Genomic DNA, 15,627 nt, shown 5'->3' with positions numbered 1-15,627 from the left:
TTGCGCGACCCTCTAAATGATATAGCAGGGAAATGTATCAAACTATTCGTAATCAGCCATTGGCACACATGAGCAGAACAGATTACGGTCACCGTAGACATCATCCAGACGTTTCACAGTCGGCCAGTATTTGTTCTCCATCACACCTGCAATAGGGAATACCGCCAACTCGCGGCTGTAGGGATGCCGCCAGTCACCGACTAACTCACCCTGAGTATGAGGTGCATTGACTAATGGGTTATCTTCCAATGGCCATTCACCGCGGGCTACCTTCTCGATTTCAGCGCGGATAGCCAACATGGCATCGATAAAGCGGTCTAGCTCGACTTTACTTTCAGATTCAGTCGGCTCCACCATCAAAGTGCCGGCCACTGGGAAGGACATGGTTGGCGCATGGAAACCGAAGTCTATCAAGCGCTTGGCGATGTCCATCTCACTGATTCCGGTTGTTTCTTTCAGCGGGCGAATATCCAAAATACATTCATGCGCTACACGGCCATCGTGCCCGGTATACAGCACCGGATAGGCCCCTTTCAGGCGAGTGGCAATGTAGTTGGCATTCAAAATAGCAACCTGACTGGCTTGTTTTAAGCCATCGGCCCCCATCATGCGAATATACATCCAACTGATGGGTAAGATTGACGCGCTGCCGAAAGGAGCCGCAGAAACCGCCCCTTGCTGAGTGGTCATGCCGTCAATTTGCACCACGCTGTGGCCGGGAACAAAAGGTGCTAAATGCGCTTTAACACCAATTGGCCCCATGCCTGGGCCGCCACCACCGTGTGGGATACAGAACGTTTTGTGCAAGTTAAGGTGAGAGACATCCGCGCCGATATAGCCCGGAGTCGTAATCCCCACCTGCGCATTCATGTTCGCACCATCAAGGTAAACTTGACCGCCAAACTGATGAACAATCTGGCAAACTTCACGGATGGTTTCTTCATACACCCCGTGTGTTGACGGGTAAGTCACCATAATACAAGACAGTTCATCCCCCGCCTCGCCCGCTTTTTGGCGCAAATCATGCAAATCAATATTGCCTTGTTTATCACAAGCCACGACCACCACAGACATTCCAGCCATTTGTGCAGATGCGGGGTTCGTACCGTGAGCAGAACTTGGGATCAAACAGATATGACGACTCGCCTGATTACGACTCTCATGGTAACGGCGGATAGCCAGCAATCCGGCATATTCACCTTGCGCACCGGAGTTTGGCTGCATGCACACGGCATCGTAGCCTGTCAGTTGCACCAACCATTGTGATAGTTGACCAATCATCTGCTGATAACCGGCAGCTTGCTCTGGCGGGCAGAATGGGTGCAATTCCGCAAATTCTGGCCAAGTGATCGGGATCATTTCAGCCGCCGCATTTAGCTTCATGGTGCAAGAACCCAGCGGAATCATCGCCTGATTCAGCGCCAAATCCTTGCGTTCCAAACGATGCATATAACGCATCATTTCGGTTTCACTGTGGTAACGGTTAAACACCGGATGAGTCAAAATAGGATCTTGACGTAACATAGATGGCTGAATTGACTGACTATCCTGACTCACTTTGGCATCAAGTTGGTCAATATCTAAACCGTGGTCATCGCCCACCAATAAAGCAAACAGTGTCTGGATATCTTCACGGGAGGTGGTTTCATCCAATGTGACACCTACCGCGCCATGAATATCAGTGCGCAAGTTAATCCCGAAGCTCAATGCTCGAGCCAGCACTGCCGCTTTGTCTTTAACCTCAACAGTTAAGGTATCGAACCAGTGCTGGAAGCGCAGAGTCAAACCGGCCTGCTGCAAGCCAGCAGCCAAAATATCGGTCATGCGATGAATGCGGCCAGCGATACGCTGCAAGCCCTGCGGGCCATGATATACCGCATACAAGCTGGCGATATTCGCCAATAGCACCTGAGAAGTACAAATATTGGAATTGGCTTTTTCGCGGCGAATATGTTGCTCACGGGTTTGCATCGCCATACGCAACGCGGTATTGCCGGCTGCATCACGGGATACCCCGATAATCCGGCCCGGCATCGAACGTTTAAATTCGTCACGACAAGCGAAGAAAGCGGCATGTGGGCCACCGTAGCCCATCGGCACACCGAAGCGCTGTGCCGAACCAAAGGCCACATCAGCGCCCTGTTTACCCGGAGCAGTGAGCAGCACTAATGCCATAATATCGGCGGCAACACTGGTAATAATCTTACGTTTTTTCAGTTCAGATAGCAGTGCTGAGTAATCATGCAATTCGCCGGTCGTGCCCACTTGTTGCAGCAGCACACCAAAAACGCCCTCCAACTCCAGCACTTTGTCTGCGCTATCAACAATGACTTCAAACCCAAAAGTTTCTGCACGGGTTTTGACTACATCTAACGTTTGCGGGTGCACATCATCGGCAACAAAGAAACGATTCGCATCTTTTAGCTTACTGGCGCGTTTGGCCAACGCCATAGATTCAGCCGCAGCAGTCGCTTCATCCAATAAAGAGGCAGATGCCAAGTCCAGACCGGTCAAGTCTTGAGTCAATTGCTGGAAATTCAACAGTGCTTCGAGGCGACCTTGAGAAACTTCAGGCTGATAAGGAGTATAGGCTGTGTACCAACCTGGGTTTTCCAGCATATTACGCAGAATAACCGGTGGCGTCAGCACCGGGCTGTAACCCATACCAATATAAGATTTATAGCGCTGATTCTGGCTGGCAATCCCTTTAAGTTCCGCCAATGCTTGATGTTCCGTCGCAGCATCACCGACTGGTGGCGGGCTTGGCAATTGGATATCTGCCGGGACAATCTGCTGGATTAAGGTACTTAACGAGCTGGCGCCAACGGCGGCCAACATCTGTTGCTGCTGTTCAGCGGAGGAGCCAATATGGCGCTGAATAAAAGCATCGTTATGTTCGAGCTGGCTGAGATTTTGAGTCATTTGCTACAAATTCCTGAATAGAGCATGGGACGGGAAGCTGGGCTTTCTCATAGGGCGTCATTGTTGCAGGCAATTTGGACTCAGACAGTGCACCAGAACCAGAACCTACACCATGACCTTGTAAATCATGAGTAGGTAAGGATTCTGAGCACCGCCCAGACTCAAAATGGCAAATAAAATAGCCCTAACTTCATTTACTCTTCGATAGACGCTAAATAAGCCTCGGCATCTAACAGATTTGCCAGCTCACCTTCATCAGAGGCTTTGATGCTGAACAACCAGCCATCGGTATAGGGTGCGCTGTTGACCAGTTCTGGTGAACTTTCCAGTTCGGTATTCACGGCGATGATTTCACCGCTAATAGGAGCATAAATGTCTGAGGCCGCTTTAACTGACTCGGCAACAGCGCAATCGCTGCCAGCAGAAACTTCGCTGCCCACTTCAGGCAAATCAACAAACACCATGTCGCCCAGAAGTTCTTGTGCATGCTCAGTGATCCCGACGCTATAGACGCCATCACCATCGGCACGAACCCACTCGTGAGATGACGCATATTTCAATTCTGCTGGTACATTGCTCATTGCTGCTCCTTAAAAAGGGTTGAGCCGAAAAATGTTGGCTCGTTTAATTCGGAATAATGACAGACAAATTTACAGCGCGACCGGTTTACCCGCCCGCACAAAACCCGGTTTTGTGACCCGTACCGGCATTTCACGGTTACGGATTTGTACCACTGCGCTTTCACCGATACCCGCAGGAACACGCGCTAACGCAATACTGAAGCCCAGTGTGGGTGAGAAAGAACCGCTGGTTATCACCCCTACATGCTGATTGCCCGAAGCATCAGAGAAATGCACTGGCAACTCATTACGTAATACGCCTTTTTCGGTCATGATCAAGCCGACCAGTTGCTCTGTGCCGTTGGCACGTTGCTGTTCCAGTGCTTCACGGCCAATAAACTGACGGTCCTCTGGCAGCCAAGCTACAGTCCACCCCATATTGGCGGCGAGTGGTGAAATACCCTCATCCATTTCCTGACCGTAGAGGTTCATCCCGGCTTCCAAACGCAAAGTATCGCGCGCGCCCAGCCCAGCAGGTTTCACACCCGCTGCCAACAATTGCTGCCAGAATTCAACTACCCGATCTTTTGGCAACGCGATTTCATAACCGGCTTCACCGGTATAACCCGTAGTGGCGATAAACAAATCGTCAACTTGAATACCAAAAAACGGCTTCATGCCCGAAATGGCTTGTTGCTGTTCAGGGGTCAGTAAAGTAGCCACTTTCTGCTGTGCTGTGGGGCCTTGTACCGCAACCAGCGCCAAGTCATCACGTACAGTGACATCAACCTGATAAGGCTGCGCATGCTGAATTATCCAGTCCAAGTCTTTATCGCGGGTGGCAGAGTTAACCACTAAACGGAAATAGTCTTCGCGCAGGAAGTAGACAATTAAATCATCGATGACACCACCGGAAGCATTCAGCATCCCAGTGTAAAGGGCTTTGCCCGGCTGGGTCAGTTTGGCAACATCATTGGCCAATAAATAACGTAAGAACTCACGGGTGCGGGCACCGTGCAGGTCGACAATAGTCATATGCGAGACATCGAACATACCAGCATCGGTACGCACGATATGGTGTTCGTCGATTTGGGAACCATAATGCAATGGCATCATCCAGCCATGAAAATCTACCATGCGTGCACCGCATGCCACGTGCTGATCATACAGAGGGGTCTGCTTAGCCATCTTTATTCCCTTCACTTTGGGTCACATGTAATGAGTGTCTGGTATCGGTACTATAAACCCCAGAAAAACAGGCATGAGTCACACGACGCAAACGATACCTTTTACCCAACGTTATCACCGAATTCATCAGGTAACCATAAGCTAAAATAGGCAATAACAGGCGGTAAGAAAGCAAAAGGCGGGGGTATTGTGCAGAGTTTTCCACTACAAAACTGCGTACTTAGGCACACAATTAACAATTAAACAGTAAAAATTACGATGTTATATAACTAAACAACCAAAACTCTGTCGTATTCAACTTTTCAGGTTTTAGTTATGCGTGAAAAAAACTAATGCGAAAACCACACTGAAATTAGATTATTTCAACTGAGAGGACGATATCCGAGTCATCACTCCCAATAGGCGTAATTGTTGCTGCCAACTGTTTGCGAATAAATAATGGATACAGACAGCGTACAGACGAAATGGATGCATTTTGCAGGCCCCTTTTAAGGGGCTCATCAGGGTGAGTACCGTGAATTAGCCAGAACGTACAAGCAGCACGTGAAGATTTCGAGCACGACCCAAATTCAAAATGACAAATAAAATAGCCTTATTGGGGCTGCTCTAGCCAATCGGGTAAACTATTTAACCCCATCGCCTGACGCACGAGCTGTGGTTTTACACCCGGTAAGTTATCTGCCAATGTTAACCCGATATCGCGTAGCAATTTCTTTGCAGGGTGCCGGCCGTCAAATAAGTCACGAAAACCTTGCATGCTGGCGAGCATCACCGCAGCACTGTGTTTGCGGCGACGTTCATAACGGCGCAGATAGAGATGTTGGCCGATATCTTTCCCTTGATGTTGTAAACGTCGAAGCTCAGAAACCAACTCGGCGGCGTCCATAAAGCCGAGGTTTACCCCCTGCCCAGCCAATGGGTGGACCGTGTGAGCGGCATCGCCCACCAGCGCCAAACGGTGGCCAGCAAAGCTACGAGCATAGCGCCCCGTCAGAGGAAAAGTCTGGCGTTCACTCTCAAGCTGGCATTGCCCCAGCCGCATATCAAAGGCGATCCCCAGCTCATGATTAAATTGCTCGGAGGGTAACACAGCCAATTCGGCGGCTCGTTCAGGCGGTAATGACCAGACAATAGAACTAAGATGAGCGTCGCTAAAAGGCAGGAAAGCCAGAATACCATCACCATGAAACACTTGGCGCGCAGTCGCTTGATGGGCCTCTTCAGTGCGAATAGTCGCCACGAGTGCATGATGGGCATAATCCCAAAATGTCAGCGGGATATCCGCATGCTGACGCAACCAAGAGTTCGCACCATCAGCCCCAACCACTAACTTGGCACTGAGCATTCGATCGTCAGTCAACGTGATAAAAGCCTCACTTTCCCCCCAAGCGACCTGTTTTAGGCTCGCTGGGGCCAATAGAGTAACATCGGCCAATTGGCTGGCCCGCTGCCACAAAGCCTGCTGGATGACGCTATTTTCGATAATATGACCGAGGTGACTGAAGCCGTATTCATTCGCGTGGAATGCAATTTTCCCAAAGCTGTCCTGATCCCAAACCTCCATACCACGATAGGGGCTGGCGCGTAGCGCTAAGATACTGTCCCACACGCCAATTTTTTGCAGTAAGCGCTCACTGGCCGCATTAATCGCCGAGACTCGCAGCGCCAATTCACCGGTCACAGGAGCAGATAGTGGTTCCTGCGCTGGCTGATGTTCCAGAATGGCAATACGCAGACCACTGCCTTGTAAGCCGCAAGCCAGTGCGAGACCGACCATTCCGCCACCGGCGATCACTACGTCATATGATTGCATTAAAAAGTATTCCTTAATAAATACTCACTTTGCCTACCCAATAGATTTCAGGATGCGAGAGGCTGGCAAACGAGATCATTCCGATGAGCATATACCCGTCAGTCGTTCAGGTGACCAAGAGCAGCCAACACGCCCGCCACTTGAAAGATGAAGAGAAGACAACGCTAGCGCTTAACCCAGCCCAGCGTCCGCCTCGCAAAAGCATCTCGAATGGTAGGGATACATTCCATTGACATCAAAGCAAGGTTACGTCCAACCACGAGTGGCCCATAGCGATTGGCAAACAGGTGAATTAAGCCATCAGTCACCCCGATAGTCGCCTGTTGATCTTGCTGTCGCCGTTGTTGGTATTGGCTTAGTACACCATAGTCGCCGGGATCTTCACCTGCTTGTGCGATGGTTTCAGCCAACGACATCACATCGCGCAAACCCAGATTAAAACCCTGACCCGCTATCGGATGCAGTGTTTGGGCCGCATTACCGACCAATGCCAAACGATGGCTAATATGCCGTGAGGCGGTCAACAACTGCAATGGATAGCTATGACGCTTGCCCGCATGAAGAAATCTCCCTAGACGCCAACCAAAAGCCCGCTGTAACTCTGCCAGAAAACGGGCATCATCCCAGCTATCGACGTGTTGTTTATCATCTTTGGCATGACACCAAACCAGCGAACTGCGCCCTTGCGACATAGGTAATAATGCCAATGGGCCATTACGGGTAAACCGCTCAAAGGCGCGGCCATTGGGCAGTTCAGAGGTAGTAACATTAGCAATCACTGCAATTTGTTGGTAATCCTGCTGCTGCCACTGAATATTGCACGCCTGAGCTAATGCAGAATAAGAGCCATCCGCCGCCACCAGCAATTTTGCACTCAGCTGCTGGCCGTTATTCAGCATCACATTAGCTGACTCTGTCGTGCGGGTCACGTCCACTACTTTTGCCGGGCAATACAAAGTGACGCCCGGCGCTGTCTGTAATAAAGCAAATAACCGTTGCCCCGCATCGTGCAGCTCAATCACTTGACCCAACGCCGGTACACGATAATCTTGCGCCCGTAAATTCACAAAGCCAGAATGCCCATTATCACTGACGTGAACATGTTCAATGGCGGTGGCACAATCGGCCAATGCCGACCAAACACCGATATTCTCGAGCTGCTGGCATGTTCCCTGCGCCAGTGCGATGGCTCTGGCATCAAAACCCGGGTGCTGACGATTATCCGGCAGTTGGGCTTCAATCAGTGCCACCGGCACTGCCCCTTGCGTAAGGGATGAAATAGCCAGCGCCAATGTTGCACCAGCCATACCGCCGCCGACAATTATCACGCTCATCAGTTATCTCGCTGCCGCCATAAGAGCTTCAATTGCATCGGGATCTTTTACTACACTGGCGGTAAGATTTTCGTTACCGTCGGCAGTAATCACGATGTCATCCTCAATTCGGATACCAATACCGCGATATTGTGGCGGCACGTCGGCATCCGGCGCGATATACAGCCCAGGCTCAATGGTTAGCACCATGCCAGGTTCAAGAATACGCCCACGATCACTGTTAGCATAATCGCCAACATCATGCACATCCATCCCCAGCCAGTGGCTCAAACCATGCATAAAGAATGGCCGATGCGCCTGCTCAGTAATGAGTTGTTCAACATCACCTTTCAGGATGCCCAAATTGACCAAGCCGGTAATCATAATCCTCACGACCTGTTCTGTAACTTCACGAATACTGGTGCCGGGCCGGTATAGTTCGAGTGATTTGTTGATGGATGCCAATACGATGTCATAAATCTCACGCTGCGCCGGGGTAAACTTGCCATTCACCGGGAAGGTACGCGTGATGTCGCCCGCATAACCCTGATATTCACAACCCGCGTCAATCAGTACCAGTTCGCCATCACGCAGCTCACACTCATTTTCGGTGTAATGCAAAATGCAGCCGTTTTCACCGCCACCAACGATCGTGTTATATGCCGGATAACGCGCACCATGGCGAGTAAACTCATGCAGAATTTCCCCTTCCAACTGGTACTCAAACATCCCCGGACGGCATCTTTCCATCGCGCGAGTGTGGGCCAACGCACTGATTTCACCAGCGCGGCGCATCACCGCAATTTCTTCTTCTGACTTAAACAGACGCATTTCATGCAGCCATGGACGCCAGTCCGTTAAAGTTGCTGGTGCACGCAGATTTTTACGAAAACCATTGCGTAATCGCTCCAACGCGGCAAACACAATTTTATCGGCATAGTCATATTGGCCCTGCGCGTGATAGACCACATCAAGGCGATTAAGCAGCAAATAGAGATGTTCGTCGATTTCGTTAAAAGATAATGCGCGATCGACCCCTAACTTTGTAGGCGCAGCCTCTTGCCCCAAACGACGACCAAACCAGATTTCAGCAGTTAAATCCCGTACCCGGTTAAACAATACGCTGTGGTTGTGTGTCTCATCACTTTTCACCAGAATCAATACCGCTTCCGGCTCATTGAAACCCGTCAGGTAACTAAAATCGCTATTCTGCCGATAAGGATATTCGGAATCCGCGCTGCGTGTGGCCTCTGGTGCGGCAAAAATAATGGCTGCACTGCCTGGAGCCATCTTCGCTAACAACGCCTGACGGCGGTTCTGGTATTCTTGCTGAGTCATCACACCCTCCTGAAATATCCGGTTTTCATCATTCAAAACACAACATGGATTTGTTTAGTGTAATGTCGGCTTACGTATTTCCGGAGCTGTCGGCTTTTCTTGCGTAAATTCGATATGGCACAAGATTGCCGCGACACGCACATACTCAATCACTTCTTCCAATGACTGAGCCAGTTCTTCTTGATCTTCATCTTCGTCATACCCTAACTGAGCGATATTACGCAAATCATCGATCGCTTCGCCGACTTCATCTTTCACTTGCGCCAGCTTCGGTTGCAGCATCCCAAGCCCTAGCAGGAAATGGTTAACCCAGCCTGATAATGCATCAGCACGGTCAAAAACCGTGATCTCTTCCCCTTCAGGAATCAATAACTGGAACATAAAACCTTCGTTTTCCAGCGCTTCTTGTGTTGCTTCATGTAACTGTTGTAACGGTAAATCCAGTGATTGTGAAAACGCGACACCTTCATTGGTCAGGTCATGCACCAAGGTGCGCCAACCGTTGTCTTTACTGCCACCACAGAGCATTCCGCTGATCAAACCATGCATTTCAGCGGGGGTTAATGCCACTGCTTGCTGGTTCAATGCCAGGGCAAGTGATTGGTAAGTCGGTAATGTATTCTCTATAGACATGCGTATTGGTCATCGTTGGCAGGATAAGTTCGTGTTATGCTACCACCAAGAAAGGTCGCTATACCAGAAAACGCAACGCTATATACCCTATAGATTTCAATATGCAGGAAGGCAGCAAACAGATTTGCAATTTGAAAGATGGGGGATAAAGGGGTTGTATCTTGGTATCGAGGTATATATAGTGACGCCCGCTTTGCAGCTACGAGCAATTTGCCTCTGGTTTTCAGGGCTGGCGCGAAATTAGTCAGGAAGGTCGCATGTCTGCACAACCGGTAGATATTCAAATTTTTGGTCGCTCGTTAAGAGTTAATTGTCCGCCAGAACAACAAGATGCGTTGAACATGGCAGCAGAAGATCTTAACCAACGGTTGCAAGATCTGAAAGTTCGCACTAGAGTCACCAATACTGAGCAGTTAGTTTTTATCGCGGCATTGAACGTATGTCACGAATTAGCTCAGGAAAGATTAAAAACCCGTGACTATGCTTCCAATATGGAGCAACGTATACGAATGCTACAACAGACCATTGAACAGGCATTGCTTGAACAGGGTCGCATCTCTGAACGTCAGGATGCACAATTTGAATAAATCTCTGTTGAATGATAGATTCAGCAGTGAGTAAAGAATTTCTCTGAGGTGTTTGTCAGCGGGTCAGTCCCCTGAGCCGATATTTAATACCAACAGAATGTAGTGCCTCCGTAACCGGTGCGCATGCTCGGTCCGCCGAGAAGCCTTAAGGTTGCGACGCTGCGTTCACCTTGAACCATGGGTTCAAGGGTTACAGCCTGCGGCGGCATCTCGGAGATCCCTTTCTTATCGTGTAACCGGCACTTTTTGGTTATCACGTTCGTTGTGATACAGGCAATTTCCTCCTTACTTAGTTAACAACTTGTTTTTTAAGTCAATAAAATGCCCTTGAATCCGCAACATGCCCTTGAGCGGCAAAAAATTCGCAGTGAAATTCGTGAGCGCCGGCGCTTGCTCACTCCGGAGCAACAGCAGCAATCAGCTCATCTCGCCGCCAGTCATCTCGCCTCCCACCATAAAATTCAACAAGCGAATACGGTCGCGATATTTCTCTCTTTTGATGGCGAGCTGAATACTGACCCGGTTATCGAGTTGCTGTGGCAGCAGAAAAAGCAAGTTTATCTCCCTGTTCTCCACCCCTTCAGCCCCGGGAATTTACTCTTTCTCAGCTATCGGCCTGATAGCCAGCTTATACGTAACCGGCTGAAAATCTTTGAACCTCAGTTAGATGTGCGCGATGTTCTGCCCTTAAACCAGCTAGACGTGGTGATAACCCCGCTGGTGGCATTCGATCAACACGGGCAGCGCTTAGGGATGGGGGGTGGTTTTTATGACCGCACACTACAACACTGGCAGCATGGCGGCCCCTATCCTATTGGTCTTGCTCATGATTGTCAGCGCGTAGAATATTTACCCAGTGAACATTGGGATGTGCCACTACCCGAGATAGTCACACCGGAAAAAGTCTGGCGGTGGTGAACCAAGACTTTCCGCATAAAAAAACACCCGAAATCTCGTGATAGCGGGTGTTCAGTCATTTTTTACTCACGCGGACATCACATAACCATACCCAAAGACATTGACGTTGCCGCTAGGCAGCAATGCCAAGACGAAGAATATGTTAGTACAATAAACGCGCGCGTATAGTCCCTGGAATCGCCTTCATGGCTAACAATGCTTTTTCTGCATTTTCCGCATCATCAGTTTCTACGTCGATAACGACGTAACCGATTTCAGCGCTGGTTTGCAAATATTGCGCCGCGATATTGACGTTCTGTTCAGCAAAAATTTTGTTAATGCTGGTCAGAATGCCAGGACGGTTTTCATGGATATGCAGCAGACGGCGGGTATTGTCGCCGTGGGCTGGCAGAGAAACTTCTGGGAAGTTAACCGCAGACAGCGTTGAACCGTTGTCAGAGTACTTCGCCAGTTTACCGGCCACTTCGTCACCGATATTTTCCTGCGCTTCCTGAGTGGAGCCACCGATATGCGGAGTCAATAACACATTATCAAACTCGCACAATGGTGAATTGAACGGGTCTTTATTGGTTGCTGGCTCTTCAGGGAAAACGTCAATTGCCGCACCGGCCAGATGATTACTAGCCAATGCATCACACAGCGCCGGAATATCAACCACGGTACCGCGTGAGGCGTTAATCAACATCGCACCGGGCTTCATCAGTGCTAATTGCTCTGGGCCAATCATATTTTTAGTGGAGTGATTTTCTGGCACATGCAGGCTTATCACGTCACTCATGTTCAATAAATCAGACAGATGGCGAACCTGCTGCGCATTCCCCAACGACAGCTTATTCTCGATATCGTAGAAGAAGACTTTCATGCCGACACTTTCAGCCAAAATACCCAACTGAGTACCGATATGACCATACCCGATGATACCCAGCTTTTTGCCACGGGCTTCATAGGAGCCAACCGCCAACTTATTCCACTCGCCACGATGCGCTTTGGCATTAGCTGAGGGAATACCACGGAACATCAACAGTAACTCGCCCAGTACCATTTCGGCGACCGAACGGGTATTGGAGAAAGGTGCATTGAATACCGGCACACCGCGTTTGGTTGCCGCATTTAAATCAACCTGATTAGTCCCGATACAGAAACAACCTACTGCAACTAATTTTTCTGCTGCAGCAAAAACTTCTTCGGACAGATGCGTGCGCGATCGAATCCCGACGAAGTGAGCATCACGAATAGATTCTTTCAGTGATTCGGTGTCTAAGGCACCTTTATGATATTCAATATTGCTATAACCGGCCGCACGCAGATTATCAACCGTGCTCTGGTGCACCCCTTCCACTAACAGAAACTTAATTCTGTCTTTCTCCAGTGATACTTTTGCCATGTCCCCGACCCTATTTTCAGACTTCAGATGTGGCTGCCGATATCGAATGAATCCGGTCAGCACCCTGCCAACATAACAAATATTACGCGGGCGGCAATACAAACGATTGCCTGTCTATCAGCATAACAATCAGTGCGGATGTTAATTTATGGAATAAAAAACTGGCTGAGGGAGAGTTAATGGCAGGTTAATAAAATGAAATGCAAAATTGTGATATATATCACCAAATTTAACCATTTAAAGAAAAGATATTTAAAGACAATAATTATCAGGGTGAAGTCAATAAACCACACCCTGAGCAAGGTTTAACTGATCACTTTAGAAGCACAGTCTTCACACCGTCAGCGGTGCCAATCAGAGCCACATCAGCACCCCGGTTGGCAAATAACCCCACAGTGACAACGCCAGCAATGCCATTAATTTTATTTTCTAACGCGACTGCATCTAAAATAGTCAGGTTATGGACATCCAGAATAACGTTGCCGTTATCGGTCAGAACATTTTGGCGATATTCCGGTAACCCACCCAATTTAACCAGCTCACGGGCAACATAAGAGCGAGCCATCGGAATAACTTCTACTGGCAGCGGGAACTTACCCAACACGTCAACCTGCTTAGATGCATCGGCAATACAGATGAATTTACGCGCTATAGCGGCAATAATTTTCTCACGCGTCAGGGCGGCACCGCCCCCTTTAATCATCTGCATCTGGCCGTTAATTTCATCTGCACCATCGACATAAATATCCAGCGTATCTACTTCGTTGCAATCAAATACCTGAATACCGTAACTTTTCAGCTTGGCTGTAGATGCGTCAGAGCTGGAAACCGCCCCTTCAATTTGGCCTTTGATGGAAGCGAGAGCATCAATGAAATGTGCCGCAGTTGAGCCGGTCCCGACCCCAACAATAGTGCCAGGTTTGACATAATCTAATGCTGCCCAGCCCACTGCCTTTTTAAGTTCATCCTGAGTCATGGTAAATTCGCGCCTTGATATGAAAGAAAACCTGAGGTCATTATAGAGCATATACACCAGAAATCGCCGCAATAAAGCCCGTTTAGGATACGGTTAATTCTAGCAAGCTCACAGTTATGTCCGTTTATTTGTGGCGAGCACTCAGGCATTCCGACATAGAAAAATGATCAAAATGTGGCATAGTGCGATATCAACTTAATATTTGGAGAGATGACTCCGATGAAACGCCCAGACTACCGTACGCTACAAGCGCTGGACGCGGTGATCCGTGAACGCGGTTTTGAACGCGCGGCACAAAAACTCTGTATCACCCAATCGGCGGTATCTCAACGCATTAAGCAGTTAGAGAACCTGTTCGGTCAGCCTCTATTGGTGCGCACAGTCCCCCCTCGCCCAACGGAACAAGGGCAGAAGTTGCTCGCATTACTGCATCAGGTTGAACTGCTGGAAGAGGAGTGGCTAGGCAATGACAATGGCGGGGATACCCCTTTGCTACTGTCGCTGGCGGTCAACGCCGACAGTCTGGCAACCTGGTTACTTCCAGCATTGAAACCGGTGTTGGCTGACTCCCCGATTCGGCTTAATTTACAAGTCGAAGATGAAACCCGAACACAAGAACGCTTGCGCCGTGGTGAAGTCGTGGGCGCGGTCAGTATCCAACCGCAACCACTACCAAGTTGTTTGGTCGATCAATTGGGGGCGCTGGATTATCTGTTTGTTGCGTCGAAACCTTTCGCAGAGCGTTATTTTCCCAATGGCGTCACTCGTTCAGCCTTGCTGAAAGCGCCAGCGGTAGCTTTTGACCATTTGGATGATATGCATCAGGCGTTTTTGCAGCAGAATTTCGATTTATCGCCGGGGAGTGTCCCCTGCCATATCGTTAACTCCTCAGAAGCCTTTGTGCAACTAGCGAGGCAAGGCACTACTTGCTGTATGATCCCGCATTTGCAAATCGAAAAAGAATTGGCGTCCGGTGAGCTGATTGATTTGACCCCGGGATTATTGCAACGGCGGATGTTGTTCTGGCATCGATTTGCGCCAGAAAGCCGGACGATGAGAAAAGTCACTGACGCCCTGTTATCTTACGGGCGTCAGGTATTACGGCAAGACTAGCTTTTATTTAGCCGCCGCTGCTGGTGTGCTGGCAGCGGTTTTTAGCTCAAACACGACATCGACCTGATCATCAAAGTGGATGGTTTGTTGCTCGTAAGTTTGAGCTGCATCTGTCGCGGGCGCGGCTTCAGCGCTCTTAAACATACGCGCTACCGGCATTGGCTGGTAGTTCGCAACATGATAGCGAATGCTATAAACCGGCCCTAATTTGACCTTAAACCCTTCCGCTAAAGAACCGGCCTGGCTAATGGCATTCTCAATGGCTTTTTTGCGCGCTTGTTCACGGTAAGTCTCTGGATTAGCGACACCCAGTTCGACTGCACGAATCTCATTAAGGCCAGACTTGAGTGCGCCATCCAGCAGGTCGTCTAATTTTTCAAGCTGGCGCAGTGTGACTTGAACCTGACGCACGGCACGGTAGCCTTTCAATACTGCTTCACCGGTTTTCTGGTAATCATATTCAGGCTGGGTGCGGATATTGGCAGCGTTAATATCTTTCTTATCGATGCCACTTTTACGTAGGAAATCAAAATATTGTGAGACGCGGGTATCCGCTTGTTTTTTGGCATCTGCGGCATCTTTGGCAGACACACTGACTTCAATAGCGATTGTGGCAATATCTGGAGTCGCATCCACACTGGCAGTACCGGAGGTGACAACATGCGGCCCTTCTGGCACTTCGGCGGCTTGAGCTTGTAGCGCCAAAGGTAACGTCCCTAATCCCATCATTGCGGCCAAAGCCAATGTCTTCAACTTCACGGAAGCCTCCTAAAATATGCATAACAAATAAATTAGCTGCAGCTAGATAACCAGTGAATTTAATTAGTCACAAACACATTTGCAGTTAATTACACTCACATGTATCTCATTGGCAAGATGATT

At 49.2% G+C, this 15,627-nt stretch carries 14 protein-coding genes and 1 other RNA gene; 4 read left to right on the top strand and 11 right to left on the bottom strand.

The genetic code is table 11. From position 1 onward, the window contains the following. Positions 1-42: 42 nt before the first annotated feature. From gcvP to HUZ92_RS02340, 8 genes are all read right to left on the bottom strand, one after another. A complete protein-coding gene (gene gcvP, locus HUZ92_RS02375) occupies positions 43-2,922 on the bottom strand; it encodes an aminomethyl-transferring glycine dehydrogenase (protein ID WP_145579863.1) in 2,880 nt (959 codons plus the stop codon). Positions 2,923-3,116: 194 nt separating this feature from the next. Beyond that, positions 3,117-3,503: a glycine cleavage system protein GcvH gene (gene gcvH / locus HUZ92_RS02370; protein ID WP_050097997.1), complete on the bottom strand. Its 387-nt coding sequence runs from the start codon at positions 3,501-3,503 to the stop codon at positions 3,117-3,119. Positions 3,504-3,572: 69 nt separating this feature from the next. After that, a complete protein-coding gene (gene gcvT / locus HUZ92_RS02365) occupies positions 3,573-4,670 on the bottom strand; it encodes a glycine cleavage system aminomethyltransferase GcvT (protein WP_050097996.1) in 1,098 nt (365 codons plus the stop codon). After that, positions 4,663-4,875, bottom strand: a complete 213-nt coding sequence (locus tag HUZ92_RS02360; protein ID WP_155409026.1) for a hypothetical protein — start codon at positions 4,873-4,875, stop codon at positions 4,663-4,665. The genes gcvT and HUZ92_RS02360 overlap by 8 nt, the downstream gene beginning before the upstream one ends. Before the next feature lie 387 nt (positions 4,876-5,262). Continuing rightward, entirely contained in the window at positions 5,263-6,483 is a 1,221-nt protein-coding gene (gene ubiI, locus HUZ92_RS02355) for an FAD-dependent 2-octaprenylphenol hydroxylase (protein ID WP_050097995.1), read from the bottom strand. 164 nt (positions 6,484-6,647) lie between these two features. Further along, on the bottom strand, positions 6,648-7,817 hold the full coding sequence (gene ubiH, locus HUZ92_RS02350; RefSeq protein WP_145579862.1) for a 2-octaprenyl-6-methoxyphenyl hydroxylase: 1,170 nt from the start codon (positions 7,815-7,817) through the stop codon (positions 6,648-6,650). 3 nt (positions 7,818-7,820) lie between these two features. Next, positions 7,821-9,134, bottom strand: coding sequence for a Xaa-Pro aminopeptidase (pepP, locus tag HUZ92_RS02345; protein ID WP_145579861.1), 1,314 nt, complete (start codon positions 9,132-9,134; stop codon positions 7,821-7,823). Between the two features lie 54 nt (positions 9,135-9,188). Further along, a complete protein-coding gene (locus HUZ92_RS02340) occupies positions 9,189-9,767 on the bottom strand; it encodes a YecA/YgfB family protein (protein ID WP_004706810.1) in 579 nt (192 codons plus the stop codon). 257 nt (positions 9,768-10,024) lie between these two features. Here HUZ92_RS02340 and zapA point away from each other — a divergent pair, with 257 nt between their 5' ends. The 3 genes from zapA (at position 10,025) to HUZ92_RS02325 (ending at position 11,272) form a co-directional block, all read left to right on the top strand. Beyond that, positions 10,025-10,354: a cell division protein ZapA gene (gene zapA, locus HUZ92_RS02335; protein ID WP_004706812.1), complete on the top strand. Its 330-nt coding sequence runs from the start codon at positions 10,025-10,027 to the stop codon at positions 10,352-10,354. A 37-nt stretch (positions 10,355-10,391) separates the two neighbouring features. Continuing rightward, positions 10,392-10,575: non-coding RNA, 6S RNA (gene ssrS / locus HUZ92_RS02330), on the top strand. A 100-nt stretch (positions 10,576-10,675) separates the two neighbouring features. Continuing rightward, positions 10,676-11,272, top strand: coding sequence for a 5-formyltetrahydrofolate cyclo-ligase (locus HUZ92_RS02325; protein ID WP_050097992.1), 597 nt, complete (start codon positions 10,676-10,678; stop codon positions 11,270-11,272). A gap of 142 nt (positions 11,273-11,414) precedes the next feature. Here the strand turns inward: HUZ92_RS02325 and serA are convergent, their stop codons facing one another. Next, positions 11,415-12,656: a phosphoglycerate dehydrogenase gene (serA, locus tag HUZ92_RS02320; RefSeq protein WP_050097991.1), complete on the bottom strand. Its 1,242-nt coding sequence runs from the start codon at positions 12,654-12,656 to the stop codon at positions 11,415-11,417. A 313-nt stretch (positions 12,657-12,969) separates the two neighbouring features. Beyond that, positions 12,970-13,632 (bottom strand): ribose-5-phosphate isomerase RpiA, encoded by a 663-nt coding sequence (gene rpiA / locus HUZ92_RS02315; RefSeq protein ID WP_050097990.1) that lies wholly within the window; start codon positions 13,630-13,632, stop codon positions 12,970-12,972. Positions 13,633-13,851: 219 nt separating this feature from the next. Between rpiA and HUZ92_RS02310 the strand changes: the two genes are divergently transcribed. Further along, positions 13,852-14,745 (top strand): LysR family transcriptional regulator ArgP, encoded by an 894-nt coding sequence (locus tag HUZ92_RS02310; protein ID WP_050097989.1) that lies wholly within the window; start codon positions 13,852-13,854, stop codon positions 14,743-14,745. A 3-nt stretch (positions 14,746-14,748) separates the two neighbouring features. On the opposite strand, the gene HUZ92_RS02305 is transcribed toward HUZ92_RS02310, so the two are convergent. Further along, positions 14,749-15,504: an oxidative stress defense protein gene (locus HUZ92_RS02305; RefSeq protein WP_050097988.1), complete on the bottom strand. Its 756-nt coding sequence runs from the start codon at positions 15,502-15,504 to the stop codon at positions 14,749-14,751. Between the last annotated feature and the right edge of the window lie 123 nt (positions 15,505-15,627).

It is taken from the genome of Yersinia vastinensis (assembly GCF_902726565.1).
GTDB classification, from domain to species: Bacteria; Pseudomonadota; Gammaproteobacteria; order Enterobacterales; family Enterobacteriaceae; genus Yersinia; species Yersinia vastinensis.
This window is presented reverse-complemented; position numbering and strand designations above follow the sequence as displayed.